We start from the raw sequence: 24,896 nt of genomic DNA, 5'->3' as shown, positions 1-24,896 counted from the left end.
TCAAGGAAGCTTCCCGTGAACCCCTGAGGACCAATCCGGCATGGATACCGTTGTCACCGTGGAGAACCTCCACAAATCCTATGGACAGCAGGCGGCGGTCTCCGACGTCTCCTTCGAGGTCCGGCGACGCGAGATCTTCGGCATCCTGGGCTCGAACGGTGCCGGCAAGACCACCGCCGTGGAAATCCTGCAGGGACTGCGGGACCGCACGAGCGGACACGTCTCCGTGCTGGGCCTCGACCCCGCCCGGGAGAAGAACCAGCTGCGCCGCAAGCTGGGCTCCCAGCTGCAGTCGGCGGCCCTGCCCGAGCGGTTGCGGGTCGTCGAGGCCATCAAGCTGTTCGCCCACACCCGCAACGTTCCCGTCGACGTCGAGGCCACCATCGGCACCTGGGGCCTGGAGACACTGCGCAACCGCGCGTTCGGGTCGTTGTCCGGCGGTGAGCAGCAGCGGCTGTTCGTCGCGCTGGCCCTGCTCGGCGACCCGGAGCTCGTGCTGCTCGACGAGCTGACCACCGGCCTCGACCCCAGTGCCCGGCACGCGACGTGGGACCTCATCCGCGAGGTGCGCGACCGCGGCACCACGGTCGTGCTGGTCACCCACTTCATGGACGAGGCCGAACTGCTGTGCGACCGCGTCGCGATCATGGACCGCGGGAAGATGGTCGCCTGCGACACCCCCGGCGGGCTGACCGCGGGTAGCGGCAAGCCGGTGACGATCACGTTCAGCACCACCAACGGTTACCGGCCGGACCACCTGCTCGCCGTTCCCGGTGTCGAGTCCGCCACGAGGGCGGGCGACACGGTCACGGTCACCGGACCTGGCCAGACGGTCGTCCACGTCGCCGCCGCGCTGGCCGAGCACGGCGTCGCCCCGGCCGACTACCGCACGCACTACCCGTCCCTCGAGGACGTGTTCCTGTCCATGACCGGCCACCGGCTGAGCGAGAAGGTTCCGTCGTGACCCGTTACCTGACCTGGACCGAGTTCAAGCTGCTGACCCGCGAGCCACTCGTGCTGGTACTGACGCTGATGTTCCCGATCCTGCTCATGGTCGTGCTGGCCGCCGCGTTCGCCGACCACGGCGGCCCGGTGTTCGCCAACCTGGACGGGACCCAGTTCTACGTGACCGCCTACCTGGGCGCGGGCATCGCGATCATGGGGTTCATGGGCACGCCAACCCACCTCGCCGGGTACCGCGAGAGTGGCGTGCTCCGCCGCTTCCGCGCCGCCGCGATCTCCGCGCGTGCCGTGGTGTTCTCGCAGGCCGCGGTCCTCACGCTGCTGGCGGTCATCGGCGCCGCGGTGATGCTGGTGCTGGCCACCATCCTGTTCGACATCCCCGGTCCGGCCTCGGCACTCGGGGTGGCCGCCGCGTTCGCCGTCGGCATCCTCGCCTTCGCGGGCATCGGCACACTGCTCGGGTCGATCATGCCGGGCGCCCGCTCCGCGCAAGGCCTTGGCCTGCTGCTGTTCTTCGGCACCTTCCTGCTGGTGGGTGGCGGTCCGCCGCCCGCGGTGTTCCCGGCCGCGCTGAACGCCATCACGTCGTGGACGCCGACCGGGTTGCTGCTCGACGCCATCCGCTCCCCCTGGGCGGGCAACGGGCTGGACGTGACGGCGATGGTGACGCTGGTGCTCATCGCGGTCGCCGGGTTCGCGCTCGCCTCGCGGCGGCTGTCCAAGAACTGACTGCTCCGAACACGAACGGCCTCGGTGACCCACTGGTTGCCGAGGCCGTTCGTGTTCGGCACCGCTGTCAGTTCCCGCCGAGTTTCCACTCCAGGGTCACGGCGATCAGGTCGATCACCTCGATGCCAGCTCGCCCATCTGGACGATCAGTTCCACGCAGGTCTTGAGCGCCTCGAAGGTCGTCTTGATGAACTCGATGTAGTCCTCGACGATCCCCCACAGCTCCTCGCCGAGGTCGATCCACGTCTTCGGGTTGACGGTGAGGTCCTTGAAGGCCTTGGAGATCTTCTTGGCGACCGCCTTGAACCGGACGCCGTAGTACTCGATCACCCAGAACGCGTTGGTGATGACGCCTTCGTAGTAGAGGGACGGGACCTTGACGGCCTCGCTCACCGCGTCGGCCAGCTCCGCGAAGACCGTCACCACGCCGGTCCTGTCGTGGGCGAACCGTGCGAACGCGGCTGCCGCGCCACCCCCGTCCGCGGCGGTCCAGTGCGCGGACAGCAGGGTCAGCCCGCCGTCGAGGTCCGCGCCGATGGCCCGCAGGCTGTGCGCCACCTCGGTCCACGCGTCGGCGATCCGGTAGCCCGCGCCCCAGTCGCCGAGGACCACCGGGGTCCACTCGGCGACGATGTCGTAGCCGGTGAACTTCTTTCGCGGCCATCCCCGCCCGCAGGCCGTCGATGAGTTGGTGGTGCCGTCCCCCGGGGCTGATCATGGTGCGGTACTCAACCGGCTCGTCGTTGCGTGGACGTTGCGCGTTTGTTGACCCCGAGGTCAGGCCGGTGCGACGGCTCGGTTCGGCCGCGGCACGGCGGGCGTGGTTACCCTCACGGAGGCGCGGTCGATCGGGGGATGGCATGGGTTCGGACACAGCACCGCCCTGCCCCCGGCCCGCGTTCGTGCTGCACGACCACCGTCGGCCGCGGCCACACTTCGACCTGCGGCTCGAACAGGACGGTGTGCTGCGCTCGTGGGCCGTGCCGCGCGGGCTGCCGGACAAGCCGGGGGAGAACCGGCTCGCGATCGCCGTGCCCGACCACGACCTCGACCACCTCCGCTACGAGGACGAGCACAAGAGCATCGCCGACATCGGCTGGTGGGAAGAACACGACCGGACCCCGCGACGCTTCATCTTCACCCTGCACGGCCGCCACGACGACGTGCGCTACGTCCTGATCGACACCGGCTCCGACTGGCTCCTCCGGCGCACGAACACCCAGGTTCCGGCCGACGGCTAGGTCCGCCCAGCCCACGGCACGGCACAGTCGCACAAACCCAGGATCGGTGTGGGCCCGCTCCCGGATCCGCACTCAGCCGGTGCTCATGACCGCGATCTCGCTCGTGGTGCCGTTCCTCGCGTTCATCCCCGCCGAGGAGCTGCACGCCTCCGGTGTCATCGCCGTCGTCACGGCGGGCCTGATCACCGGCCACCAGAGCGCGAAGCGGTTCACCGCACACGACCGGATCCCCGAACGCACCAACTGGCGCACGGTCCAGCTGCTCCTCGAGAACGGCGTCTTCCTGGTCATGGGCTTCGAGATCACGACCGTGGTCGCCGACGTGCACGCCGCGGGTCAGGGCGTGTGGTCCTCGGTCGGGCTCGGGCTGCTCGCGACGGTCACGCTCGTCGTCCTGCGGGTCGCGTTCATCGTCCCGGTCATCGCGCGGCTCCGCCGCCAGCAGGCGGGCGCGGGCAGAATGGTCGAACGCATCGAGGCCGCGCTGGACCGGCTCATGGCCCGCGGACCGCGCCAAGGCAACCAGCGCCGGCACGACCGGGTGACCCACGCGCTCCGCAGGCGCCACGCCGACGCCGTCTTCTACTCCAACGAAGGGCTCGGCACCCGCGGCGGTGCCGTCCTCGCCTGGTCCGGGATGCGCGGTGTCGTCACCCTCGCCGCCGCCCAGTCACTGCCCACCGACGTGCCCCACCGCGCCGAACTCGTCCTGATCGCCTTCACCGTCGCGATCGTCACCCTCATCGGCCAGGGCGGCACCCTGCCCGTGCTCATCAAGCGGCTCGGCATCCAGGGCACCGACGCCGACCACGAACGCCGCGAACTCCCGCCTCGCGACCGAGATCAACGCCGCCACCCAGGACCTCCTCGACAACCCGGCCCTGTGCCGCGAGAACGGCGACCCGTTCGACGAGACCCTTCTCGGCCACGCCCGTGCACGCAGCGCGGGCATGGCCGAGGCCATCGACAAGCTGCTCACCGACCGCCAGCCGGACAGCCCGCTGTCGCAACGCCGCGAACTGCGACGCCTCATGCTGGACGCCCAGCAGAACGCACTGCTGGACGCCCGCGCGGGCGGCACCTACAGCTCCCACACCCTCGAACGCGCGCAACACGTCATCGACAGCCAGGCCGCCCGCTTCGGCGACGACGGCACCGGTCAGCGATGAGACGCGCACTTCCGCATCGGGCCGCGGTCCGGTTGGGTAGCACCAACCGGTACCCGGACCACCGGTGACGTGGTCCCCAGCGCTGAGGGAGAAGCATGCGCAGCCCGAGGAAGGTGCTCGTCGCCACGGTCGCCGCGGCGCTCGTCCTGTCCGTCGTGGCGGCACCGCCCGCCGCGGGCGCGGCGCGGGACGAGTTCCGGGTCCTGCCGTACCTGCAGAGCCCGAGCGCGTCCGGTATCCGGGTCACGTGGTTCACCGAGGACGGCGAGCCGGGACGGCTGACCGTCCTCGGCCCCGGCGGGCATCGCACGTACGAGGTCGACGGCGAGCCGCAGGCGGCGCTCGCGTACACCGACGCCGAGCGTGCGCAGGAGATCCCGGGCCTCGACCAGGGTTCGTGGCTGCTCGGCGAGTCCAGCTACAAGCACACCGAACTCGTCACGGGGCTGCGGCCCGGCAAGCAGTACAGCTACACCGTGCGGCAGGGCGACGCGACGGTCACCGGCCGGTTCCGCACCGCCCCGACCGCCGACGACTGGCGGCACCTGCGGCTGATCGCCATGTCGGACCTGGAGACCGAGCCGCTGGGCCGCGTGCAGAAACGCGAGTGGGCACCCGGTGCGCTCGCCGGAGCGGCCCGGCCGTCGGCCGAACCGGGCTCGGCCTGGGACCGGGTCCACGGGACGACCACGCTGTCCGGGGCGCGGGTGCTGCGGTACCCGCTGACCGAGGACGAGGGCCTGCGCCGCAACCTCGCCGTGGTCGAGCAGCGGGCGCCCGACGCCGTGCTGTTCACCGGTGACCTCGTGCAGGGCGGCGGCTACCAGCCCGGGTGGGACGAGTTCTTCCGCAACACGGCAGGCGAGGGCGGCGACCTGCTGTCGCAGGTGCCGGTCCTGCCCGCGTTCGGGAACTGGGAGAGCTTCAGCGCCCTCAACGGCGGCTACGGCACCCCGGCCGACCGGACGCCGGTCGTGCGGTCCCGCGCGAAGTTCCACGCGTACTTCGACGGACCGGGCAACGGGACTCCCGCGCACCAGGACAACTACTACCGGATCGACTACGGCCCGCTGACGATCCTCACGCTGGACAGCAACAACGGTGAACCGGACGACCGGGCCGCGAACTACCCGGCCGAGGAGAAGCTGAGCGGTCGCGAGTACACCGGTCCTGGTGCGGACACGCAGGAGAACTTCACCCGCGAGGAGTACGAGAAGGCGGGCGGCACCGACCTGTCCGACTACCGCCCCGGCAGCGGGCAGTGGCACTGGGTGGAGCGGCAGCTGGCCGACGCACGGGCGAAGGGCCAGGCCGTCATCGTCCAGTTCCACCACGTCCCGTACAGCTCCGGGGAACACGGCCTGCCCATGAACCACGCGCTCACCTCGGGCCAGGGCGGCACCCCCATGCGGGTCTACCACTCGCTGTTCGAGCGGTACGGCGTCGCGGCGGTGATCTCCGGGCACAGCGAGATGTTCGAACGCAGCTTCGTCGACGAGAACGGCGACGGGACCGGCGTGCACTACTACGACGTCGGCGTGTCCGGCGACGGCCTGCGGGGTGTGCGCAAGGAGAGCGCGTCGCCGGGCAGCCCGCCGCTGCGCTACAACCCGTACAGCCAGTGGACCGCCGACCAGAGCGAACCCGAACAGTGGCAGGACACCGACGGCGTACCCCGGCTGACCGGCGGCGGCAAGCACTACGGCCACCTGGAGATCGACGTGGACCGCGGCCGCGGTGACCGGGCCCGGATCACCCTGACGCCGGTGCACGTGTTCCCGGTGCTGGACAGGAACCTGGCGGTGACCAGGACCGAACGCCGCACCTACCACGACCAGACCGTGATCGACCTCGACCGGACGGGCAGGCCCATCGGCTGAGGACAACCCCGTGTCAGGTGTTGCTGTCCGGTGTTCGCCGGACAGCAACCAGACCCACAAGAACCCCGGCTGGCAGCGGACGGCAAAACCGGCCCGACCACCGTCACCAGCCGCACGGTCTTCCACGACAACATCGCCATCGGCACGTCCTTCGCCGAGGTCGACCCGTCGGTCGCCCGCTGACCCGGCCACCTGCTGGTTTGTGGTGAGTGCCACAGACCTTTCGCGCCGCTGCCGCCTACGCTGTTGCAAGTAGTTGGCACTAGCCAGCTCAGGGCAGCAGGGGGCGGGTGGTTCGGTGGCGTTGGGCGGCATCGACGTTGCGGAGCTGGTGGACGACCACGAACCCGAGGACGACCTCGGCCATGCCGCGCGGCGGCGGTCGACCGTGCTGTGGGTCGGTGGGCTGTCGGCCGGGTTGCTGGTGACGCTCGTGCTCGCGGTGGGCCTGGGGGCGGTGGGGATCGCGCCGGGGACGGTCGCGCGGGTGGTGGGGCACCACCTCGTGGGCTGGCCGTCCGAGGTGGTCTGGACACCCGCGCAGGACTCCATCGTGTGGCGGGTGCGGCTGCCACGGGTGATCCTCGGGGCACTGGTGGGTGCCGCGCTGGCGGTGTGCGGGGTGGCGCTGCAGGCGATGGTCCGCAACCTGCTGGCCGACCCGTACCTGCTCGGTGTCACCTCCGGCGCGTCGACCGGTGCCGCGGCGGCCATCCTCTTCGGACTGGGAGCGGGCTTCGGGGAGAACGCGTTGTCGGCCAGTGCTTTCCTCGGTGCGCTCGCCGCGTCGGTCGCCGTGTTCCTGGTGGCCAGGGCGGGTGGCCGGATCACGTCGCTGCGGCTGTTGATGGCGGGTGTCGCGGTCGGGTACGCGCTCTACGCGGCCACCAGCTTCCTGATCTTCGCGGCCGACTCGGCGGAAGGGGCCCGGTCGGTGCTCTTCTGGCTGCTCGGTTCGCTGAGCCTGGCGCGGTGGTCCATCCCGCTGGCCGTGGTGGTCGTGGTGGTGTGCCTGACGATCGCGCTCCTGATGGTGTGGGGGCGGCGGCTGGACGCGCTGGCGATCGGCGACGAGACGGCGCACACGCTCGGGGTGCCGCCGACCCGGTTCCGGATGCAGCTGCTGGTCGTGGTGTCGCTGTGCGTCGGGTCGATCGTCGCGGCCTCCGGGGGGATCGGGTTCGTCGGCCTGGTGATCCCGCACGTGGCCCGCCGGTTCGTCGGTGCCGGGCACGGCCGCGTCATCCCGGTGGCGGCGTTGATCGGCGCCATCTTCCTCGTGTGGGCGGACGTCGTCGCGCGGACCGTGCTCGAGCCGCGCGAGCTGCCGATCGGCATCATCACCGCCCTCGTGGGCGCCCCGTTCCTGCTGATCCTCGTCCGGCGCTTCCACGCGTCCGGTGCCTGACAACCGAAGGAGACCCATGCCCGGCCCGCGGATCATGACGCCGCTGCTGACACTCGCCCTGCTCACCACCGCCTGTGCCGCGAAAGACGACAGCAGGGCACCGTCGGCGACCGCCGGCTTTCCCGTGACCGTGCGGAACTGCGGCACCGACGTGACGTTCGACGCGCCGCCGGAGCGGATCGCGTTGCTGGAGAGCGCGCCGGTCACGATCCTGCACGGGCTGGGCGTGCTCGACCGGGCCGTGCTGCGGGCGGGCGCGTTCCCCGAGGAGTACTACGACGCGGAGACCAACGCGGCGATCGCCGGCATCGAGTCGCTCGGGGAGGACCTCGACGAGAGCGGTCACCTGCAGATCTCGCAGGAGACGATCATCAACCGGCAGCCGGAGCTGGTGATGGGCCTGCCGGACGGCATCACGCGGGAAAGCCTGTCGGGGGTGGGCATCAACGCGCTGGTGCAGCCGGTGTACTGCCCGGACGGCGTGGACGCGACGACCTTCGACGACGTCTACGAGCAGATCGAGACCTACGGCCGGATCTTCGACCGGGGCGACGAGGCCGCCGCGCTGGTGGCTGACCTGCGTGCGCGCATGGCCGCGGTCGAGAAGTCCGCGAAACCCGGTGCGGAGCGCACCGCGGCCGTCCTCTTCCCCACCGTCGGCGGCGGCAGCGGCTACGCGTACGGCAACCGGAGCATGGCGCACCCGCAGCTGGCCGCCGCCGGGTTCACGAACGTCTTCGGTGACGTCGACGAGCGGGTCTTCGAGGTCACCACGGAACAGCTCGTCGACGCCGACCCCGACGTGCTGGTGCTGCTCCACATCGACGGCGACCCCGGCGACGTGAAGAACGCCGTCACCGCCCTCCCCGGCGCCGAGAGCCTGCGCGCGGTGAAGAACGACGAGATCCTGGTGCAGCTGTTCAACTTCACCGAACCACCCACGCCGCTGTCGATGGTCGGGCTGGAACGGATCGCCGACCGGTTCGGCGGCGGCCGGTGATCACCGCCGACGTCGTCTCCTTCTCCTACGGCCGCACCCTGGTGCTGGACGGGGTCGAGGTCGCCGTCGCTCCCGGCCAGGTCGTCGGCCTGATCGGCCCCAACGGCAGCGGCAAGACCACGCTGCTGCGGACGCTCTACGCCGCACTGACCCCGCGCGCCGGCCTGGTCGCGCTGGACGAGAAGCCGATCGGTGACCTCAGGCCACGGGAGCTGGCCCTGCGGCTCGCGGTGGTGGCGCAGGAGGGTTCCGGCGAACTGCCGCTCACGGTGGCGGACACTGTCCTGCTCGGCAGGGCACCGCACCTGACGACCTTCCAGCGACCCGGCCGCGGCGACCACCGCATCGCCGCGGCGGCGTTGGCCAGGGTCGGTGTCCGGCACCTGGCCGACCGCGTCTTCGCCGGGCTGTCCGGCGGGGAGAAGCAGCGGGTGCTGATCGCCCGCGCGCTCGCGCAGCAGGCCGACCACCTGCTGCTCGACGAACCGACCAACCACCTGGACATCCGCTACCAGCACGAGGTCCTGGCTCTGGTGCGCCGCCTCGGTGTCACGACCGTCGTGGTGCTCCACGACCTCAACCTCGCCGCCCGGTACTGCGACGAGCTGGTCCTGCTCGACACCGGCCGGGTCGCCGCCACCGGCACCCCGGACGTCGTTCTCCGGCCGGAGGTGCTGGAGCCGGTCTACGGCATCGGCGTCCAGCGCATCGCCACCGACGACGGCGTCCAGCTGCTGTTCCGCCCGCTCGACCACGAGGAGAAACCCGCATGACCGCCCAGCAGAACATCAACCGGTACTGGACGGGACGCGCGGACTCCTACGACGCGCACCAGGTCAGGCAGATCGGGAACCCGGAGATCCGGCAGGGGTGGACGGACGTCTGGCGCCGTGTGCTGCCCGCCCCGCCGGCACGGGTGCTCGACGTGGGGACCGGCACCGGGCACGTGTCGCTGCTGCTCGCCGGGCTCGGCTACGACGTCACCGGCATCGACCTCGCCGAAGGGATGCTCGCCAAGGCCAAGGAGAAGGCGGCGGAGCTGCCGGACCCGCCGGACCTGCGCCTGGGCGACGCGGTGGCACCGGACTTCCCGGCGGCGAGCTTCGACGTGGTCACGAGCCGGTACGTGCTGTGGACACTGCGGACGCCGCTGACCGCCGCGCGGAACTGGCGCGGACTGCTGGCACCGGGCGGACTGCTGGCGGCCGTCGACAGCACGTGGTTCCCGAACGGCATCCAGGGCACGTCGATGGGTGAGCTGTACGACCAGGACGTGCGGTCGCTGCTGCCGCTGGCCGAGGCCACCGGAATCGGGGCGAGCGCCGACATCGTCCGCGCCGCGGGCTTCGCCGACGTGACCGTCACACCGCTGCCGGAGATCCTCGACCTCGACCGCCGCCACGGCGTCGCCGACGGGCACGAGGTCCGGATGCAGTTCCTGATCACCGGCCGGGCCGTGTGACACCTGCGTTCACGGCGCGGCGGTCACGGCATCGCCGAGTGTGTCGAAGAGAACCAGCGTCTCCGCGAGTCCTGTCCTGGTGATCGTCCGGTTCACAAGCCTGTTGCCGGTGACCACGTACAGGTGACCACCCGCGTCCCGCATCCGGCGGTCGTTCTTGATCAGGAGGCTGAGGCCTGCCGAGCTGAGGAACGTCACCCCGGTCAGGACGAGGATGACGCACCGCGGCTCGGCCTGCCGCGGCTCGATCCCGCACAGCAGGTCGTCGACCTGCGGCGCGGTGGTCAGGTCGACCTCACCGGCGACGTGCACGACGACGTGCACCGACTCACCGGCTGGTTCCTGCCAGACCCGCAACAGGTCGCTGGGCCTTGGCACGTTGACGGTCTCGTCCGTTCCCACCCACGTATACAACCATGACGCGTAATGGATCGCGGAGTCGCCGGAACGCGCACAGGGGCGCGGGACCTGCGGTTGTAGTGCCCGTGTAGCGGCACGGCACAGCCTGACCGGGTCATCGGCGGGGGTCGGGACCCGCGCTCGCCCTGCCGGACTTCGAACGCGAGGGAGTACGCACCATGCAGAAACTGGCCAGGATCATCGGGACGCTCGGAGTGGCGGTGGCCATCGCGGCCGGGACCGGGTTCGGCACGGCCACGGCGGAACCGCGGCCCGCGGAGGTCTACAGCCCGGTCACGGCCGCCGACATCGCCGACCCGACAGCGATCCTGCCCGCCGACAGCGCCGACGACGAGATCGGCACGCTGCAGACGGTCGAGGGCGCCATCGCCTGGTTCCGGAACCGCAACGGCAGCACCGCCTACGACGGCTACTGCGAGCGTGCCGTCCGCCTCGCGTGGAACCGCGCCACCCATCACGCGAGCGCCATCGCCCACTGGCGGTCGTCCGACGGCGCACGCCACACCGGCAACAACCCGCCGCGTGGCGCGTTCGTCTTCTGGAACATCTCCGCCTACGGCCACGTCGGCCTGTCCGACGGCAACGGCGGCGTCTGGGCGACGAGCGTCAACGGCCGCATCGGACACGTGAGCATGCACTACTTCGCCAACTACCTCGGCTGGAAGCCAGGCAACAGCAACTAGTGCTGTGTCCACCAATGTTTTGCCGGGTCCTGCGGCGGGTCCGGCCAAGCCGTCGGTGATCGCCGTGCCGGGGTGGGCTGGTTTTGCCGTGAAAGGCGCGTTCGGGACATAGCTGGCGTTGTGAAAGGCGCGTTGAGGGCGTTGGGTGCCCTGAAAGCGCCTTTCACAGCGTGGCCAACGCCGTGAAAGCGCCTTTCACGGCACAACGGGTCGTCGCGAGGGCGCGCAGGCGCCGAGGGGGGTTAGCCCCACACCACATCCGAGGCTGCCTGCCATCCCAGAGACCTGCCCCTCCGGCGAGGAGCCGCCGGAGGCAAGCCCGTCCGGCGAAGACAAATCCCGCCGAGGCAGAACCTCGCCAAGGACAACGACCAGCAAACGAACCAGCCACGGCACTAACGTCCTGAGCCACGCTGCCCGCGCACCTGCCGCGACTCCGGCGGATGCGCGGGCACCCGTGCTCTCCTGGCCTGTGCCAGCAGGATCAGCGCCTGCGTCTCGCCGCCGCGGTTCCCTGTCTGCCGGAAGACGTCCAGCGCGCGCTCCCCCATCCCCCGCGCCCGTCCTGGCGAGCCGGTCGCCAGCAGTGTCTCCCCGATGCCCAGCAGCGCGTGCGCGGTGCAGCGCTCGTCCCGCATCTCCTCCAGGATGCCCAGTGCGACAACGAGTTCCCGTTCGGCGGCGGCGACGTCACCGGTGGTCCGGTGCACGGCGCCGAGTTCGGTGCGCACCTTCGCCTCCCGGTGGCGGTCCCCGAGGTCGCGGGCGATGGCCAGCGCCGCCTCCAGATGTGCCGTGGCCTCCTCCGGCTCACCGAGCACGTGGCACATCGTGCCGAGCGACCCGAGCATCTGCGCCTCGCCGCCGCGATCCCCGACCTCGCGGAACAGGCCCAGCGCACGCAGGTAGTGCGGCAGGGCCTCGTCCGGCCGGTCCGCCACGCGCGCCACCGTGCCAAGCCCGGCCACGGCGAACGCCTCGCCGCGCCGGTCGCCTGCCTCGGCGAACAACGCCGTGGACCGGGTGAACGCGTGGTGCGCGTCGCGGTACTCGTCGCGGTAGAGGTGGACCTGTCCCAGGCCGCGCAGCAACGCGGCCTCGCCCACCGGGTCTCCCGCGGCGCGGACGGCGGTGAGGGCGTGCTCGTGGCAGGTCCGCCAGTCGTCGTAGTGGCCGCGCAGGTCGTGGAAGGGCACCGAGGCGGCGGCGAGCTGCCACGCGAGCGCCGCCTCCCCCGCCGCGGCGGCCAGCTTCACCGTGCGGGTGAGCGTAAGCCGCTGGGCGCCGAACCACTCCAGCGGCTCCGCGACCACCGCCCGCTCCGTCGCCTCGTCGAGCGTCCAGCCGAGCGGTTCGCCGGTCACCGCGCCGAACGCCGTCGGCAGCCGCGCGGCAGCTCGTTTGACCAGCGAGAGCAGCGCCGACACCCACCGCACGAACGCGGCGACACGCACCTCCGCCCGCTCGGCGCTGACGATCTCCACGGCGTGGCAGTGCAGGAGGCTGTGCAGCGCGTACAGCGGCTGCCCGTCCCGGCCCGGTCCTACGACCGCGACCAGGTTCGCGTCGACCAGGACGTCGAGCACATCGTGCGCGGGCTCGCCCAGCAGCGCGTCGACCATCCACGCCGGGAACTCACGGCCGCCGAGCAGCGCGAGCCTGCCGAACGCGCGCACGCCTGCCTCGGGCAGCTGCCGGACGCTCAGCTCGAAGCTCCGCCGCACCGCGAGGTCACCCACCCGCAGTTCGGTCAGGCGCGCGGACCGGTCGGCAAGGCGGTCGCGCAACGTCCGCAGGGACCACGCCCGCCTGCCTGCCAGCCGCGTCCCCGCGATCCGGATCGCCAACGGCAGGTGCCCGCAGAACGCCACGATGTCGGCGGCGCAGGCGGGTTCTGCGGCGACCCGGTCCGCGCCGGCGACGGCGGCGAGCAGCCGCGTGCTCTCCTCTTCTGCGAACACGGCGAGCTCGACGGCGTGGGCGCCGGTCAGCCCTGGCAGCCTCGTGCGCGCGGTGACCAGCACGGCACAGCCACCGTCGGCGGGCAGCAGCGGACGGACCTGGGCGGCGGTCGCCGCGTTGTCGAGCACCACCAGCACCCGCCGCCCGGCCAGCCGCGAACGCAGCAGCGCGGCCCTGGCCGGGGCCCCGTCGGGCAGGCCGGCCCCGAACACGCCGAGGGCGTGCAGGAAGTCGGCGAGCACCGCGGCGGGTTCGAGCGGCTGGTCGCCCATGGCGTCGAGGTCGGCGTAGAACTGGCCGTCCGGGTACGCCTCCCGCAACCGGTGGGCGACGTGCAGCGCGAGCACCGACTTCCCCGTGCCCGGCGGCCCCGACACCACCGCGACCGGCGCCGCGAACGTCCCCGGCCGCGGCGCCAGCGCCACCTGCAGCTCGGCGACGACGGCCTCGCGCCCGACGAAGTCGGTGATGTCCGCGGGCAGCTGGTGGACGCCGGTGACCCGCACACCCCGTTGGGCGGCGCCGGGACGATCCCCGCGGAGCACCGCGGCCTGCGCGTCGCGCAGCGCGGGCCCCGGCTCCACCCCGAGGTTGGCGACGAACCGCTCCCGCACGTCGGTGTACGCGGCGAGCGCGTCGGCCCGCCGCCCGGCCCCGGCCAGCGCCAGCACGTACTGCTGCCAGAGGCGTTCCCGGTACGGGTGCTCGGCGAGGAGCGCCGAAAGTTCCTCGAGCACCGGTTCGTGCTGCCCGAGGCGGACCTGCAGGGCCAGCCGGTCCTCGGTCGCGGCGAGCCGGGCCTCGGTGAGGCCGCTCAGCTCGGCCTCCCAGGCAGGCACCACGGGCAGGTCGGCGAGCGGGTCACCGCGCCAGAGCCGTTCCGCGGCGCGCAGTGCCGCGAGCGCGACCGCCGGGTCCCGCTCGGCACGGGCCCGCGCGCACTCCGCCCGGAACAGCCGCGCGTCGACCGACTCCAGCGGTGTCCGCAGCTCGTAGCCCGCGCCGTTGGTGACGAGGCCGCCGTCGCCGCCGTCGAAGGGCAGCGCGCGCCGCAGCCGCCACACGTAGGTCTGCAGGTTCGCCGTCGCCGACGTCGGTGGTGCCGCACCCCAGAGCACGTCGACGAGCTGCGCCGCCCGCACCGGCCTGCCGGCGTTCAACAGCAGGTGCGCGAGCAGCATCCGCTGCTTCGTGCCTCCGAGTGGCGCCGGGCGGCCGTCCACGTCCACGCGCAACGGCCCCAGCAGCTGGAATCGCACCGGCCGGGCCTCCCGAGTTCGAGTCGCAGGGCTACTCGGAAGTAGAGGGGCGCGCGCCCGCCCCGGTTCCCCTCACCTCGGCACGCCGCCCTGTGCCGGTGGCGGGACGCGAACATTCCCTATTCAGGCATAGGGCATCCCTATCTCCTCCCGGAACAACGTCGTGCGCTCCGTTGTCCAAGATTCCAGAACGTTTTCGTTGGGAACACAAGGAGAACCCGATGTCCACAGTAGACGAACTGACTCGTGGGACCGTCGTCGACGCGGTGCGCGCGCTCCTGGTCGCCGACTCCCGGCAGCCCATCGACCCGGACACGCTCGCCGAGAACGAACCCCTGAACGGCGGACGGTTACGGCTCACGTCGGTCGACGCGGTGTGGTTGCTGGTGCGGCTCGAGGCGGACCTGGCGGTGCGGTTGCCGGACGACATCGTCGTGGGACGCCGGTTCCGGACCGTCGGGGACTTCGTCGACGCGGTGCTCGCCGGGACGCACGCGCGTTGAAGGGCACGGGTGTCAGGTCCCGGCGAGCTGGTCCTCGATGACCTGGGCGGCGGCGTCGACCAGCGCGCGCACCGCAGCGGACCGGACACCGCGGCGCCACGTCACCTGTGTGTACACCCGGAACGGCGGTTCCCAGTCGATCCGGTGCAGTGTCCCGGCGGCCAGTTCCTGTCGCACGGCGACCAGCGGCAGCAGCGCCATGCCCATGCCGTTCGCGACGCCGCGCTTCGCCGCGGTGATCGAGTCCAGTTCGAGGATCCGCGGGCGTTCGTGGCCGGCACCGGGTGCGACGACCCGTTCGAGCCCCTGGTGGTAGTCGGCGCCGTGGTCGGCCCGGACCAGCGTCGCGCCGAGCAGGTCGTCGTCGGTCACCCGGTGCCGGCCGACCAGGAGGTGGTCCGGCGCCCCGACGAGCACCAGCGGCTCCTGGCACAGCACGACCGTCTCCAGGTCGGCGTGGCTCGCCGCGGAGTCGACGAAGAACGCGCAGTCCAGCCCGCCGTCGCGCACCCTGGCGATCGTCTCGCCGCACGCCGGGGACCGCAGCGAGATCCGCAGGTCCGGGTAGCGCCGGTACAGGTACTCGACCAGCGGCAGCAACCGGTAGGTGGTGAGGCTCTCCACCGTGCCGACCTCGAGCCGGCCGTGGGGCTGCCCACCGGACATGACCGCCTGCCTGGCCCGTTCCGTGAGCGTCATGATGTCCCGCGCGTACGGGAGCAGGTCCACACCGGCGGGTGTCAGCCTGACGCCGCGTGGCAGGCGCTCCAGCAGCGGGGTGCCGACGCCCTGCTCCAGCGCCTGGATCCGCGTGGTCACCGTCGGCTGGGACACGTTCAGCCGCGCGGCCGCCCGCGTGAAGCTGCCGACGTCCACCACGGCCACGAAAGCGGCCAGCTGCGCGGTGTCCATGGTGCATGGTGCCGGTCACGACCTGTCGCGGGTCAACGACCTGACCGCCACTTCGTCACGTGCCGGTCTCGCGGGCCGCGTGGGTGAGCGCCTCGTCGAGGATGGCGGCGCCGCGGGTGAGCTCGTCGGCGGTCGCGGTCAGCGGGGGTGCGATGCGGAAGACGCCGCCCAGCCCGGGCAGCTGGACGATGTTCATGTGCAGCCCCAGCTCGAAGCAGCGGCGGGTGACGGCCGCGCCGAGCCGGTCGGCGCCGCCGGGGCCGAGGACGTGGTCACCGACCAGTTCCATGCCCAGCAGCAGCCCTCGGCCGCGGACGTCCCCGACGACGTCGTGGCGCTTCGCGAGCTCCTCCAGGTCGTCGCGCAGCTTCGTGCCCAGCACGCGGGCCTGCTCGTCGAGGCGGTCGCGGTGCAGCACGTCGAGGACGGTGTTGCCGACGGCGGCGGGCAGCGGGTCGTTGGCGTGCGTGGTGAAGAACAGGAACCGCCGGTCGTGCGCCCGCTGCTCGATCTCCTGGCTGGTCAGCACGGCGGCCAGCGGCAGGCCGGCGCCGAGCGTCTTGGACAGCACCAGGATGTCCGGGACGACGCCGTCGTGCTGGAAGGCGTACCAGTCGCCGGTGCGGCACAGGCCGGTCTGCGCCTCGTCGAGGATCAGCAGCATGTCCCGTTCGCGGCACTTCCGCGCCAGCGCGGCGAGGTAGCCCGGCGGGAGCTCGATGATGCCGCCGGAGGACAGGATCGGCTCGACCAGGCAGGCGGCGAGGCTGCCGACCGACTGGGCGTCGATCAGGTCGAAGCCGAGGTCGAGCTGGCGGCGCCAGTCGAGCGCGCCGTCGGTGTCGACGATGTCGGGGTGGTAGCGGTTGGGCACCGGCAGCGCGAAGTTGCCCGGCGCGGCCGGCCCGTACCCGTCGCGGCCCGCGCTGTAGGTGGCGCTCGCGGCGCCCTGGGTCATGCCGTGCCAGGACCGGGCGAACGAGACGACCTCGTGGCGGCCGGTGACGAGTTTCGCCATCCGCAGCGCGGCCTCGTTCGCCTCCGCCCCGGTCGTGAGGAGCAGCACCTTGTCCAGCGGGTCGGGCACCGTGCCGGCGAGCCTGCCGACGAGCTCGACGACCGGTTCGCTGAGCATGCCGCTGTAGAGGTGGTCGAGATGGGCGATCTGCGCGCGGACGGTGGCGACGATGTCCGGATGGCTGTGCCCGAGGATCGCGCTCATCTGGCCGGAGGTGAAGTCGAGCAGCTCGCGCCCGCTCTCGGTGAACACCGAGGTGCCCTCGGCACGCACGATGAGCTCCGGGATGAACGGTGCATGGCCCGAGTAGCGGATGAGGTGGCGCTCGAAGTCGAGAGGCATGTCATGGACGTTAGGAGCCATCCTTGCGCACGTCCATCGCACAGATCCGACCGTTCTGTTCAGCAGAACCGTACAATCGCGGCGTGCTCAGCTCGTGGCGGTTGCGGCTGCTCAGCCAGCTCGAAACCCTGGGTACCGTCCGCGCGGTGGCCGAGGCGCTGCACGTGAGCGCGTCGACGGTGTCCCAGCAACTGGCCGTGCTGGAGGCCGAGACCCGCTGCAGACTGCTGGTGCGGACGGGTCGGCGGGTGCGGCTGACCGAGGCCGGTCTCCTGCTGGCCCGCCGCGGCCGGGAGATCCTGGACCGGATGTCCGAGGCCGAGGCGGAACTGCGGGCCTTGAACGACGAACCCATCGGCACGGTCCGGCTCGGCGTGTTCCAGAGCGCGATCTACCCACTGGCGGTCCCCGCGGCCGTGCGGCTGGCGGAGACCCACCCGCACCTGCACCTGGAGCTGATCGAGGCGGAGCCGCACGAGAGCGGCCCGGCCCTGCGCGCGGGTGAAGCGGACATCATCGTCACCACCACCGACTACGTCGGCCTCCCGTGGGGTCCCGACCTGGAGATCATCCCGCTGGGCACCGACCCGGTCGTGCTGGTGCTGCCGCGCGGCCACCCCCTCACCCGCCGCACGACGGTGAACCTGGCGGCCTGCGCCGACGAGACGTGGGCGTGCGACCGGCCGGGGTCCTACATGGCGGACCTGACCGTGCGCCTGTGCCGCGCGTCGGGCTTCGAGCCGACGGTGGCGTGCCGGTTCGGCAACTACCTGATGCAGCTGCGGCACGTCGAGTCCCGCCGGTCGATCGCGTTGCTGCCCGCGCTGGCCGTCACCCCGGACCACGCCGTCGAGACCCGGGAGCTCAGCACGCCGGTACACCGCAACGTCACCATCGTGGTCCGCCGCGGCACGACCCAGCGCGCCGCGGTGAACGCGGTCGTCGCGGCACTGCGCGACCACCCCGAGATCCCGGCCCTGTCCGCCCCGCCGCAGAACCTCGACTGAGCGGCGGGCATCCGTCAGCGGCGGGCTTCGGTCGGATCGAGCCGGGAGGTGCCGGCGGCAGGGACCTCGCCGGTGGTGCGGCGGTCGACGGCGGCCGACCACAGCAACATCCCCACGCCCGCCACCGACAGCACCGCGCCCACCAGGGCCGGTGCGCGGTAACCGTGACCGGCCGCGATCACGATCCCGCCCAGCCAGGCGCCCAGCGCGTTGGCGACGTTCAGCGCCGCGTGGTTCATCGCCGCACCGAGGGTGACGGCATCGCCCGCCACGTCCATCAGCCGCAGCTGCAGGTTCGTGACGGTCACCGAGCCGATCGCGGTGGTCAGGAACACCACGGGCAGCAGCCACCAGCCGTACGGCGCGACGGCCCAGAACGCGATCATGACCGCCACGGAGACGACGCTCGACCACAGAAGGGTGCGGAACACCGACCAGTCGGCCAGCTCGCCGCCCACCCAGGTGCCGATCGTCATGCCGAGGCCGAACGCCAGCAGGAACACCGGGACCGTCGCCTCGGTCAGGCCGCTGACGTCGGTGACGGTCGTGGCGATGTAGGAGTAGACGGCGAACAGCCCGCCGAACCCGACGGCGCCCGCGGTCATCGTGAGCCACACCTGCTTGCGGCGGAAGAACTCGCGCGCCTCACCCCGGCCGGTCGCGTTCCGGTCGCCCGCCACGGACGGCACGAACACCAGGATGAGCACCACGGTCACCAGCGCGAGGCCCGCGGTGAGCACGTACGCCGCCCGCCACCCGAGGTGCTGCCCCACCCACGTCGCGACGGGCACCCCGGCCACGTTCGCGACCGACAGGCCCAGCATCACGCTGGCGATGGCCCGGCCGCGCCGGTGCGGCGGTGCCAGGCTCGCGGCCACCAGGCTCGCGACACCGAAGTACGCGCCGTGCGGCAGCCCGTCGAAGAAACGTGCCGCGAACAACAGCCCGTAGGACGAGGCCGCCGCGCTGACCAGGTTGAACACGCCGTACGCCGCCATCAGCGCGACCAGCAGCCCCCGCCTGGGCAGCCGGGCGGCGAAGAAGGACAGGATCGGCACCCCGACCACCACGCCGATGGCGTACGCCGAGATCACGTGCCCCGCGGTCGGCTCGGAGACGCCGATGCCGTCGGCGATCCTCGGCAGCAGTCCCATGGTGACGAACTCGGTCGTGCCGATCGTGAACCCGCCGACGGCGAGGGAGAGCACAGCGATCGCGAACGTACGCCCACCGGTCGACGTAGCGGGCAGTGTCATGGCGGCCTTCCTGCGAGAACAGAGCACGGACAGCCCAGTCCAGCACGCCCTCCGGCCCGGCCACCGTCAAACGTCGCGACGATCACGTCCCGGCGATCAGCCGCACTCGCACCGGCCCGTGCGGTCGCGGCCGCTTTCGGCCGCTGGTCCGTTCGCGGGACATCGCTGGTGTTCGGGGGCACCGTCCGGTACCTCTCGAATGGAGGGGATTGACTGACTGGCGGGTGAAGCTGTGAATCTGTCACGGGCCGTTGTCCTGTCCATGGTGGCCGCGGTGGCGTGCGGTCTCGCCACCCCGGCCACCGCCGCGAGCGGTCCGGTCCGCACGGTGCCGCCGGCACCGGTGATCAACCGGGACTTCCCCGACCCGGACGTGCTCCAGGTCGGCGGCACGTACTACGCCTACTCGACCAGCTCCTCCCCCGGCCGCGTCCCGTACGCGACCGCGTCCACGCCCACCGGGCCGTGGACCGTCCGCGGTGACGCGCTGCCGCAGAAGCCCGCGTGGGCGGGCAACGGCGGGTTCTGGGCACCGGACGTGTCGCGGCGCGCGGACGGCAGGTACCTCATGTACTTCACCGGCCCGAGCACCGCGACCGGCCGCATGTGCCTCGGCGCCGCGCTCGCGGACAGCCCCGCCGGACCGTTCGTGCCCACGTCCGGCCAGCCGCTCGTGTGCAACGCGGGCGAAGGCGGTGACATCGACCCGTCGAGCTTCGTCGACGCAGGCGGCGCGCGGTACCTGCTGTACAAGAACGACGGGAACGCGATCGGCCAGCCCACGATCATCTGGCTGCAGCCGACCGCGGCGGACGGCGTGACGTTCACCGGCAACCGGGTCGAGCTGCTGCGCAACAACCGCCCGGAGGACGAAGGCGTGATCGAGGCGCCGGTGCTGGTGCGGCGGCCGTCGCACTACGTGCTGTTCTACTCCGCCGGCGTGTACACCACCGGCAACTACCACACGAGCTACGCGGTGTCCGGCTCGCTGACCGGCCCGTACACCCGCGCGTACCGCCCGCTGCTCACCACGGCGTCGGTGGACGGCGCCGTCAACGGCCCGGGCGGCGCGGACGTGGTCGGCGACCGGATCTTCTTCCACGGCCACCTCTCCGGCGGCGGCCGCGGCATGTACACGGCCGCGCTGGGCTGGGCCAACGACTACCCGGTGGTGCGCGGCAGCCGCGTCCGCTACGAGGCAGAACGCGGCACGCTGAACCACGCCCACATCCGCACCGGCGCGGCGGGGGCGTCCCAGGGCGCGGTCGCCGCGGGCATCGACTACGCCGACAGCTGGGTGGACATGACCGTTTTCGCCCCGGTGGCCGGGAACTACACCGTCCACATCGGATACGCCGCGGGCTACGGCGACGCCCAGCACACCCTGACGGTGAACGGCGGCGCGGCACAGGCGGTCACGTATCCCAACCGCGGTTGGGACAACTGGACCCAGGTGTCCGTCGACGTGAACCTGGCGGCGGGCTTCAACACCGTCCGCCTCCAGTTCCGGAGCCGCTGGGCGGAACTCGACTACGTGGAGGTCGCCTGACCGCTCCTCAGGCCGCGCCGCTCACAGGAACCCGTTCAGCTGGGCCGCCAGCGCGGTTCTCTTGTTCGCGACGGCCGCGTCGCGCAGCTCGGCCAGGCTGATCTCGCCGAGGTCGAGTTGCCGGGCGATGCGGGCGATCCGGTCGACCACCACGGTTCTGTCCACTTTGGAATAAGCGGCCAGGGTGGTGTCGATGCGGCTGAGCAGCGCGAGACGGCGTACCGCGACGTCGTCGCACCACAGTTGGAAGAGGCTGTTCGCCTGGACGACGAAGGAGCCGACCCGATTCAGGGAAAGGCCGTCGCCGCCGAAGCGGTCCGGAGAAAGGCGCACCCGGAGCAGCTCGTCGGACGACACCCGCGCCACGTGTTGCTTCCCCAGGTTCTGCTTGCGCAGCCACGCTCGCACGCGTTCGAGGTCGCTCTCGCGCCGGGCGGTCGTCAGCTCGGCTTCCAGCACCGTGACCACTTCCGGGGTCCGGTCGACGAGGTCGCTCAGGTCGGGGTCGGCCTCGGCGGAGACCTGGCCGTACGCGAGGTAGCGCTGCCTACCCTGTGGTGTGCGGCCACGGACGACGTACACCGGGAGGTAGACCAGCTCGTCCGAGCCGAGCCTCCGGAGTCCCTCGACGCGGTCGGGCATGTTGAACCGGTCGCGCTGCGGGTTGGCGGCCAACGCGTCCAACGCGTTCCCGTCCAGCCCTCGGGTGGTCATCAACTCGTGGAAGCGCGGGCCGTCCGCCGACCGGATGCCGGGCACCTCTTCTGCGGTGACGAGCGTGACCTTGCGTGTGTCGTAGTACGGCCGGGTCAGCGGCTTCGAGCCGAACGCGGTGAAGTAGAGCTTGCGCCGGTCCCCGCGGGTGACGATGTACCGCTTCCGGTCGCGCACCGACCGCAGGCCGAGACCGGTGAGGGCCCATCGTCCGGAGTCGTCGGCCACGTGCCCGATCGCGGCGAGGGCCCGGAGCGCGCGGTCGACGAGTTCCGGCTCCAGCGCGTAGAAGTCGGCCAGCTCCGCGGTGGTGGTCAAACCGCCCTCGGCGATGCCCCGCGCGAGGAACCGGTCGATCAGCTCGTAGTCCTCGGCCTCGGTGATGTCGGCCTGGATGGTGACCGACCAGACCGGCAGCAACAGCGCGAAGATCTGGGTGGGCAGCACGTCCCTGGCGAAGGCGGCATCCTCCAGCACCCGCTGCTCGGGGAACGAGAATAGTCGGTTCCTGTTCACAGTTTCGCGTCGATCTCCTCGTACTGGCGGATGTCGCCCCACCGGGCCACGTAGTCGCGCAGAGCGCGGGACAGTTCCCGGAACGGCTGGTCCCGCGCGGTGGTCAGCGTGCCGAGGTCACCGACGAGTACCAGCTGCCGCTTCGCGCGGGTGAACGCGACGTTGGCGCGCCGCAGCTCCGCGAGGAAGCCGACGTTCCCCGCCGCGTTGCTGCGGGTGAACCCGTACAGGATGACGTCGCGCTCGCCGCCCTGGAAGGAGTCCACCGAGCCGACGTTGAGCCGGACCTTGTCGGCCTGGCCGATGAGGTCGATCAGCGCGTTCGTGATCTCCTTGATCTGGGCGCGGTAGGGCACGATCACCGCCCAGTCCTGGCCGAGCTGGTCGTAGTGTGCCGCGAGCTTCACCAGCAGGCGTGCCTCGGCCGGGTTGCGGTAGCCGCGCAGGCCGCGGTCCTCGCCGCGGACCGGCTGCTCGTGCTGTGTGCCGGCCGGCAGCCGTGCGGTGTCGACGAATGCGAACGCGCTGGTGAACAGCTGGTCGGTGTGGTCTCGCGCCACGGCGGTCTCGAGCAGGCCCTCGTAGAAGGTGTCGGAGATGAACCGGGCGATCACCAGCGGCATCCGGCGTTGTTCGGTCAGCGGCACCACGTTCGCCTGCGGCAGCCCGTCCACCAGTAGCTCCAGCGCGCTGTGCGACAGGAGCCCGCGCACGGCGGGGTCGTCGATGCCCTTGCCCCACACCTCGACCTCGGAATCCAGGTAGGGCGGCAGTTGCTGGTGGTCGCCGACCAGGACGGCGCGCCGGGCCCGCACCAGCGGGACGAGCACGTCCGCGGTGCCGATCTGGCCCGCCTCGTCCACGATCACCAGCCCGAAGTCCATCTCGGACAGTTCGGGGCGCGACGCGGTGCCGATCGCGGTGGCCGCGATGACGTCGGCGTACCGGACCAGCTCGGGGCTCAGCTGCCCGGTGGCGCTGGACACCTCGGCGTGCCATTCGGCCAGCAGCCGGGCTCGCCTGCCCAGCAACGGGAGCCAGTGGGCCAGCCACGCGAGCAGCGCGGTCAGGTCGGAGTGGGTCTCCTCGGGCGTACTCCCGTCCCGTACCGGCGGCGGTGCCTGCTGGTTGCCCACGGCCGCGCGCGCACAGTGCGCGGCGGTGAGCGCGCTGTCCTGGACCTGGCCGAGGTGGGCGGTGGCCGCGGCGAGGTGGGCGCCGGCTTCGCGCACCGCGGGCAGGTCTCGCGTGACCTCCTCGAGGTGCCGTTCGGCCGCGGCGAGCGCGACGTTCGCCGCGTTCTGCTCGCTGTGCAGCTGTTGGGCCCGGGAGAGCAGACGTGTTCGTCGTCCCTGCCAGAAGCCGCTGAGCAGTCCGGCTTTCCCGGCACGTGCCGCGGCGCGGTGCAACGAACGGTTCACCCGTGAGAGCCGGGCGGCACGCCGTCGCCATGCCGTGGCGATGCGGTCGAGCTCCACCTGGGCGGCGCCGCCACCGGCACGGCGAACGCCGTCGAGCCTCTGCCTGGCCTGGGCCACCGCCGTCATGGCGGCGGTGAGAACCCCGGTGCGCTCGCCGAGTTCGGACGCCCACTGATCGGCGATCTCCAGGTCCCCCAAGCCGCCGATGGTGGCGCCGACCGTCTCGATGATCCGGGTGCGCAGCTCGCGCGCCTGCGTCTCCAGCAGGTAGGGCCGGCCCTCGTCGGTCACCGAGCCCTCGCTGCCGACCCGCACGACGACGAGGTGACCGGGAAGCCGTTGCAGCACGTTGTCGACCGCGCGGTTGGTGTGGCTCGTGATCAGCACCCGCTGCGCAGGGCGATGGGGACCGCCGACGGCCGCCGCGTTGGCGATCTGGCTGATCACCCTGGTCTTGCCGGTGCCGGGTGGTCCCAGGATCACCATCAGGTCCGGCACACCGAGCGCGCTGCCGAACGCGCGGACCTGGCTCTGGTCGAGGTCGATCGTCGGACGGTCCGGTGCCGGGTCCGACCGCTGGGTCCGGTGGTCCACCAGCACGTCCAGGGCGGCGGGGTTGCGCGACTTCCCGTCGCGGAGCGTCGTCACCGCCTCCCGTTGCTTGCGGAAGACGACGGTGCTGGGGGTGAGTTCCAGCTCGCCGACCTTCGCGATCCGGTCCCAGTCGATGGGCCGGTCGAACCGGACGGTCACCGCGCCGCGCACGGCCCGCGTCACCTGACCGCGTTGCTCCCGCTCGCCCCGGATCTGCACGAACGCGTCGTCCTCCGGGCGGCCTGCGGTGAGGACGAACTCGTAGACCGAATGGGTGCCGTGCCTGCGCTCGCCGACCGGTTTCACCGCGCGGTAGGGAAAGGGGCGCTGGGCCCGGGCCGTCGCGGTGGTGATCCGTTCGTTGGCGTCGATCACCTGGTCCACCGTGTCCAGGAACGCCGTGTGCGCCGGCGGCAGCCGGTGCGACTCCGGACGGGACACCGGGCGTCCCCTGGCCGGGGTCTGCCATTCGTGGAGCAGCCGTTCGTACTGGGCGTCGGTGTGCGGACCCAGGTCCCTGATCGTCGGTACCTGCTCCCAGGACAGGGGTCGCACCGACAGGTAGCCCTCGGCGAGCCGGTGGTGGTCTCGCAGCCGGAGGGGGTCGATGGACGCGACCGTGTACCCGCGACGTGTTCCCTTGAACTCCCTGGTCGGGTACAGGCGCATCGCCCAGGTCGACCCGTGGACCAGGAGGCTCCGGTCGCCGAGGCGGCCGGGGTGGTCGACCACGACCGGGACACCGTCGGGCCGCTCGTTCAACTCGCGCAGGACCTGCGCGAAGGATCCTGGCAGGGTCGGGTGGTCCACGCGCTTGCGGTGCAGGTGAGCCTGGGATTCCGCCGACACGACGATGGTGACGGATCCGATCAGCCGGACAAAGCGCAC

At 71.8% G+C, this 24,896-nt stretch carries 23 protein-coding genes and 1 pseudogene; 15 read left to right on the top strand and 9 right to left on the bottom strand.

Annotation, left to right across the window (positions count from 1 at the left end; all coding sequences use genetic code 11):
• The first annotated feature begins 58 nt into the window (after positions 1 to 58).
• Positions 59 to 964: an ABC transporter ATP-binding protein gene (locus FHR82_RS26755; RefSeq protein WP_311771293.1), complete on the top strand. Its 906-nt coding sequence runs from the start codon at positions 59 to 61 to the stop codon at positions 962 to 964.
• Entirely contained in the window at positions 961 to 1,692 is a 732-nt protein-coding gene (locus tag FHR82_RS26750) for an ABC transporter permease (RefSeq protein WP_184813218.1), read from the top strand. Before FHR82_RS26755 ends, FHR82_RS26750 begins: the two co-directional genes overlap by 4 nt.
• Before the next feature lie 114 nt (positions 1,693 to 1,806).
• Here the strand turns inward: FHR82_RS26750 and FHR82_RS26745 are convergent, their stop codons facing one another.
• Positions 1,807 to 2,304, bottom strand: coding sequence for a hypothetical protein (locus FHR82_RS26745; protein ID WP_184813217.1), 498 nt, complete (start codon positions 2,302 to 2,304; stop codon positions 1,807 to 1,809).
• Positions 2,305 to 2,552: 248 nt separating this feature from the next.
• Here FHR82_RS26745 and FHR82_RS26740 point away from each other — a divergent pair, with 248 nt between their 5' ends.
• Together FHR82_RS26740 and FHR82_RS46470 are read left to right on the top strand one after the other, a co-directional pair.
• On the top strand, positions 2,553 to 2,933 hold the full coding sequence (locus FHR82_RS26740) for a DNA polymerase ligase N-terminal domain-containing protein (protein WP_184813216.1): 381 nt from the start codon (positions 2,553 to 2,555) through the stop codon (positions 2,931 to 2,933).
• Positions 2,934 to 3,018: 85 nt separating this feature from the next.
• A pseudogene (locus FHR82_RS46470) lies at positions 3,019 to 3,651 on the top strand (cation:proton antiporter domain-containing protein); the annotation flags it as partial.
• Here the strand turns inward: FHR82_RS46470 and FHR82_RS46465 are convergent.
• Positions 3,604 to 3,789, bottom strand: coding sequence for a hypothetical protein (locus tag FHR82_RS46465; protein ID WP_260418117.1), 186 nt, complete (start codon positions 3,787 to 3,789; stop codon positions 3,604 to 3,606). The pseudogene FHR82_RS46470 and the gene FHR82_RS46465 sit on opposite strands and share 48 nt — an antisense overlap.
• A gap of 94 nt (positions 3,790 to 3,883) precedes the next feature.
• Between FHR82_RS46465 and FHR82_RS46460 the strand changes: the two genes are divergently transcribed.
• The 7 genes from FHR82_RS46460 (at position 3,884) to FHR82_RS26705 (ending at position 9,852) form a co-directional block, all read left to right on the top strand.
• Positions 3,884 to 4,102 (top strand): hypothetical protein, encoded by a 219-nt coding sequence (locus FHR82_RS46460; protein WP_225945321.1) that lies wholly within the window; start codon positions 3,884 to 3,886, stop codon positions 4,100 to 4,102.
• A 95-nt stretch (positions 4,103 to 4,197) separates the two neighbouring features.
• Positions 4,198 to 5,982, top strand: a complete 1,785-nt coding sequence (locus FHR82_RS26730) for a metallophosphoesterase family protein (RefSeq protein WP_184813214.1) — start codon at positions 4,198 to 4,200, stop codon at positions 5,980 to 5,982.
• Positions 5,983 to 6,012: 30 nt separating this feature from the next.
• Positions 6,013 to 6,165, top strand: a complete 153-nt coding sequence (locus FHR82_RS26725; RefSeq protein WP_184813213.1) for a hypothetical protein — start codon at positions 6,013 to 6,015, stop codon at positions 6,163 to 6,165.
• A 115-nt stretch (positions 6,166 to 6,280) separates the two neighbouring features.
• A complete protein-coding gene (locus FHR82_RS26720; RefSeq protein WP_311771292.1) occupies positions 6,281 to 7,390 on the top strand; it encodes a FecCD family ABC transporter permease in 1,110 nt (369 codons plus the stop codon).
• 16 nt (positions 7,391 to 7,406) lie between these two features.
• Entirely contained in the window at positions 7,407 to 8,390 is a 984-nt protein-coding gene (locus FHR82_RS26715; RefSeq protein WP_184813212.1) for an ABC transporter substrate-binding protein, read from the top strand.
• Entirely contained in the window at positions 8,387 to 9,163 is a 777-nt protein-coding gene (locus tag FHR82_RS26710; RefSeq protein WP_184813211.1) for an ABC transporter ATP-binding protein, read from the top strand. Before FHR82_RS26715 ends, FHR82_RS26710 begins: the two co-directional genes overlap by 4 nt.
• Positions 9,160 to 9,852 carry a class I SAM-dependent methyltransferase gene (locus FHR82_RS26705; RefSeq protein ID WP_184813210.1) on the top strand — a complete coding sequence of 231 codons (693 nt, stop codon included), beginning with the start codon at positions 9,160 to 9,162 and terminating at the stop codon, positions 9,850 to 9,852. The genes FHR82_RS26710 and FHR82_RS26705 overlap by 4 nt, the downstream gene beginning before the upstream one ends.
• Positions 9,853 to 9,861: 9 nt before the next feature.
• Here the strand turns inward: FHR82_RS26705 and FHR82_RS26700 are convergent, their stop codons facing one another.
• Entirely contained in the window at positions 9,862 to 10,254 is a 393-nt protein-coding gene (locus FHR82_RS26700) for an STAS domain-containing protein (protein ID WP_184813209.1), read from the bottom strand.
• A gap of 176 nt (positions 10,255 to 10,430) precedes the next feature.
• Between FHR82_RS26700 and FHR82_RS26695 the strand changes: the two genes are divergently transcribed.
• Positions 10,431 to 10,955 carry a hypothetical protein gene (locus FHR82_RS26695; RefSeq protein WP_184813208.1) on the top strand — a complete coding sequence of 175 codons (525 nt, stop codon included), beginning with the start codon at positions 10,431 to 10,433 and terminating at the stop codon, positions 10,953 to 10,955.
• A gap of 395 nt (positions 10,956 to 11,350) precedes the next feature.
• Here the strand turns inward: FHR82_RS26695 and FHR82_RS26690 are convergent, their stop codons facing one another.
• The gene (locus tag FHR82_RS26690) at positions 11,351 to 14,176 is read right to left on the bottom strand and encodes an AfsR/SARP family transcriptional regulator (protein ID WP_184813207.1); all 2,826 of its coding nucleotides are present in this window, start codon (positions 14,174 to 14,176) and stop codon (positions 11,351 to 11,353) included.
• Between the two features lie 221 nt (positions 14,177 to 14,397).
• Between FHR82_RS26690 and FHR82_RS26685 the strand changes: the two genes are divergently transcribed.
• The gene (locus FHR82_RS26685; protein WP_184813206.1) at positions 14,398 to 14,679 is read left to right on the top strand and encodes an acyl carrier protein; all 282 of its coding nucleotides are present in this window, start codon (positions 14,398 to 14,400) and stop codon (positions 14,677 to 14,679) included.
• A 12-nt stretch (positions 14,680 to 14,691) separates the two neighbouring features.
• Here FHR82_RS26685 and FHR82_RS26680 read toward each other — a convergent pair whose 3' ends face one another.
• Both FHR82_RS26680 and FHR82_RS26675 read right to left on the bottom strand, forming a co-directional pair.
• Positions 14,692 to 15,591, bottom strand: a complete 900-nt coding sequence (locus FHR82_RS26680) for a LysR family transcriptional regulator (protein WP_184813205.1) — start codon at positions 15,589 to 15,591, stop codon at positions 14,692 to 14,694.
• A 55-nt stretch (positions 15,592 to 15,646) separates the two neighbouring features.
• On the bottom strand, positions 15,647 to 16,951 hold the full coding sequence (locus tag FHR82_RS26675; RefSeq protein ID WP_184813204.1) for an aspartate aminotransferase family protein: 1,305 nt from the start codon (positions 16,949 to 16,951) through the stop codon (positions 15,647 to 15,649).
• A gap of 83 nt (positions 16,952 to 17,034) precedes the next feature.
• On the opposite strand from FHR82_RS26675, the gene FHR82_RS26670 reads away from it, so the two are divergent.
• Positions 17,035 to 17,958 carry a LysR family transcriptional regulator gene (locus tag FHR82_RS26670; RefSeq protein ID WP_184813203.1) on the top strand — a complete coding sequence of 308 codons (924 nt, stop codon included), beginning with the start codon at positions 17,035 to 17,037 and terminating at the stop codon, positions 17,956 to 17,958.
• A 14-nt stretch (positions 17,959 to 17,972) separates the two neighbouring features.
• Here the strand turns inward: FHR82_RS26670 and FHR82_RS26665 are convergent, their stop codons facing one another.
• Positions 17,973 to 19,214 (bottom strand): MFS transporter, encoded by a 1,242-nt coding sequence (locus tag FHR82_RS26665; RefSeq protein WP_184813202.1) that lies wholly within the window; start codon positions 19,212 to 19,214, stop codon positions 17,973 to 17,975.
• 232 nt (positions 19,215 to 19,446) lie between these two features.
• Between FHR82_RS26665 and FHR82_RS26660 the strand changes: the two genes are divergently transcribed.
• Entirely contained in the window at positions 19,447 to 20,763 is a 1,317-nt protein-coding gene (locus FHR82_RS26660; RefSeq protein WP_221464247.1) for a family 43 glycosylhydrolase, read from the top strand.
• 21 nt (positions 20,764 to 20,784) lie between these two features.
• Here the strand turns inward: FHR82_RS26660 and FHR82_RS26655 are convergent, their stop codons facing one another.
• Both FHR82_RS26655 and FHR82_RS26650 read right to left on the bottom strand, forming a co-directional pair.
• Positions 20,785 to 21,993, bottom strand: coding sequence for a hypothetical protein (locus tag FHR82_RS26655; RefSeq protein WP_184813201.1), 1,209 nt, complete (start codon positions 21,991 to 21,993; stop codon positions 20,785 to 20,787).
• Positions 21,990 to 24,896 carry a DEAD/DEAH box helicase gene (locus FHR82_RS26650; protein WP_184813200.1) on the bottom strand — a complete coding sequence of 969 codons (2,907 nt, stop codon included), beginning with the start codon at positions 24,894 to 24,896 and terminating at the stop codon, positions 21,990 to 21,992. Before FHR82_RS26650 ends, FHR82_RS26655 begins: the two co-directional genes overlap by 4 nt.

Source organism: Actinophytocola algeriensis, assembly GCF_014203735.1.
GTDB lineage: Bacteria > Actinomycetota > Actinomycetes > Mycobacteriales > Pseudonocardiaceae > Actinophytocola > Actinophytocola algeriensis.
Note: the sequence above shows the minus strand (reverse complement) of the source record. Positions and strands in the feature narration are given on the sequence as shown.

Excerpts from the sequence above, each read along its gene's own strand:
- FHR82_RS26740 (WP_184813216.1), top strand. The coding sequence starts at position 2,553 with ATGGGTTCGGACACAGCACCGCCCTGCCCCCGGCCCGCGTTCGTGCTG.
- FHR82_RS46460 (WP_225945321.1), top strand. The coding sequence starts at position 3,884 with ATGGCCGAGGCCATCGACAAGCTGCTCACCGACCGCCAGCCGGACAGC.
- FHR82_RS26730 (WP_184813214.1), top strand. The coding sequence starts at position 4,198 with ATGCGCAGCCCGAGGAAGGTGCTCGTCGCCACGGTCGCCGCGGCGCTC.
- FHR82_RS26715 (WP_184813212.1), top strand. The coding sequence starts at position 7,407 with ATGCCCGGCCCGCGGATCATGACGCCGCTGCTGACACTCGCCCTGCTC.
- FHR82_RS26705 (WP_184813210.1), top strand. The coding sequence starts at position 9,160 with ATGACCGCCCAGCAGAACATCAACCGGTACTGGACGGGACGCGCGGAC.
- FHR82_RS26695 (WP_184813208.1), top strand. The coding sequence starts at position 10,431 with ATGCAGAAACTGGCCAGGATCATCGGGACGCTCGGAGTGGCGGTGGCC.
- FHR82_RS26685 (WP_184813206.1), top strand. The coding sequence starts at position 14,398 with ATGTCCACAGTAGACGAACTGACTCGTGGGACCGTCGTCGACGCGGTG.
- FHR82_RS26680 (WP_184813205.1), bottom strand. The coding sequence starts at position 15,591 with ATGGACACCGCGCAGCTGGCCGCTTTCGTGGCCGTGGTGGACGTCGGC.
- FHR82_RS26675 (WP_184813204.1), bottom strand. The coding sequence starts at position 16,951 with ATGCCTCTCGACTTCGAGCGCCACCTCATCCGCTACTCGGGCCATGCA.
- FHR82_RS26665 (WP_184813202.1), bottom strand. The coding sequence starts at position 19,214 with ATGACACTGCCCGCTACGTCGACCGGTGGGCGTACGTTCGCGATCGCT.